Below are 1664 nucleotides of genomic sequence, written 5' to 3'. Positions count from 1 at the left end.
CCCGAATCCACCGATGGGTCGGGCGGTGGTGGTGGGGTCTTGATCGGGGTCGGGTTGGTGGTGTTGGGCAGGCGTGATTTCCGGGCATCGCATCCCGGTCGTCCACGTGGAGCCTTGGTCGCGCCGATGTTGCGGCGATTGTCAGGTGATCGCGGCGGGTGGTGGCGCGTGGGTGTTCGCGAAGAGTCGGTTGTACGCGGTCTCCCATGGCCATGCTGCGGGTAGGTGCATCGTGGTGCGGCGTGCGGAGCGTGCCAGTCGTGCGGGGATATGGATGAGGGTGCGGCGGATGGTCGCGGTCGTCGCTTTCGCCAAGCGTCCTGCCTGGTCGGCGATCACGCCGGCAGCGCGGGTGAGGTTGAACGCGATCGTGGCGAGGACGAGCCAGGCGCTGTTGGCGGCGAACAGGCCGGAGGGCAGATGCGCGAGGGGCCCGTTCTTCAGGTCGGCGTGGATGTGTTCGATGATCGCGTGGGCGCGGTGGACACGGTCCGCGGCGACCGTGTCGAGGTGGGTCGTGGGGACGGTGGTGAAGAACGCGTGATACCGCCAGGTATCGAACAGTGCCGGGGTGTCGCGGGGGTCGTGGTGTGCTTTCACCCGGCGGACGATCAGGCGCCCGGGGATCTGGTCTTTCTTCGGCTTCTTACTGAACGCGGTGAACGGGATCTCGGCGACGTGGGCGTGGGAGATGACTTCCCCGGTGTCGGGGTCGCAGGTCGCGTTGGGATACTCGATCGGGGTCCACGCGTCCTCGCCGATCGCGGCGATCGCGGCGAGCACGGCGGGGTTGCGTTTCACGGTGACCGACACGTCCGCGCCGGCTTTCACCGCCCGGGACACGGTCGGATGCCCGTAATACGCGGAGTCGGCACGGACCAGGACCGGCCCGCCCGCGCCCGTCCGGGTCAGGGTGCTCAGCGCGTCGCCGATGAGCCGGTCCGCACCCCGGGGAGAGTTGACCTGACCCCGCCGGAGACGCTGCGTCAAGATCACCGGCGCGGACCGGTCCGTCGAGGCGGTCACCAGTGCGGCGTTCAATCCCCGCACCCGGGAGTATCCGATCCCGGCACCCTGTTTGCCCGCGGAGTGGACCTCGACCACGGTGTCATCGATATCGACGAACACGAACCCGCCTGCCGGTGGCGGCGAGATCACCGGGGCGTGGGCGGCGAGCCCGGCCAGGACCCGGGACGCGACCGCGTCAAGCTGGCGGACGTGCCCGAACGTGAACGACCGCAAGAACGACCCCAAGGTCGAGGGCGCGTAGACGCCGGCGAACAACTTGCCCATCCCGCCGTGACGGAGCAGGTTCATATCATCGACCGAGTCCGCGCCCGCCAACATCCCGCCCACCAGCGAAGACACCTTCAACCCCGCGTTCGCGCCCTTGTCGGTCGGGACCGTCAACTGCCGGTCGGCGAGCTCACGCAAACCAACCGCATCCGCGAGCCGCATCACCGGCACTATTCCCGCGGCCGACACGAGACTCGGATCATCGAAAACCGCAGACACCGCGGCCGGAGCATGCTTCAATTGCATTTACGAGATGCCTTCCCGAACAGGACAGATAGTGGCTTGAACACTCACTATTTTCCCTGATCGGAAAGGCATTCTCTCTTTAACGCGCCGCAACCCTTCGCACACCTATCGGTGGATCCAGG

The 1664-nt window shown here is 67.2% G+C and carries 1 protein-coding gene; it reads right to left on the bottom strand.

Going from position 1 to position 1664, the window contains the following annotated elements; all coding sequences use genetic code 11:
• Nucleotides 1-141: 141 nt before the first annotated feature.
• Nucleotides 142-1542 carry an IS1380 family transposase gene (locus M4I32_RS15105; protein ID WP_319035306.1) on the bottom strand — a complete coding sequence of 467 codons (1401 nt, stop codon included), beginning with the start codon at nucleotides 1540-1542 and terminating at the stop codon, nucleotides 142-144.
• Between the last annotated feature and the right edge of the window lie 122 nt (nucleotides 1543-1664).

It is taken from the genome of Microbacterium sp. LRZ72 (genome assembly GCF_033792225.1).
Lineage (GTDB): Bacteria > Actinomycetota > Actinomycetes > Actinomycetales > Microbacteriaceae > Microbacterium.
This window is presented reverse-complemented; position numbering and strand designations above follow the sequence as displayed.

What these genes read in the sequence shown, in the direction of transcription:
- M4I32_RS15105 (WP_319035306.1), bottom strand. Translation starts at nt 1,542, where the DNA reads ATGCAATTGAAGCATGCTCCGGCCGCGGTGTCTGCGGTTTTCGATGAT.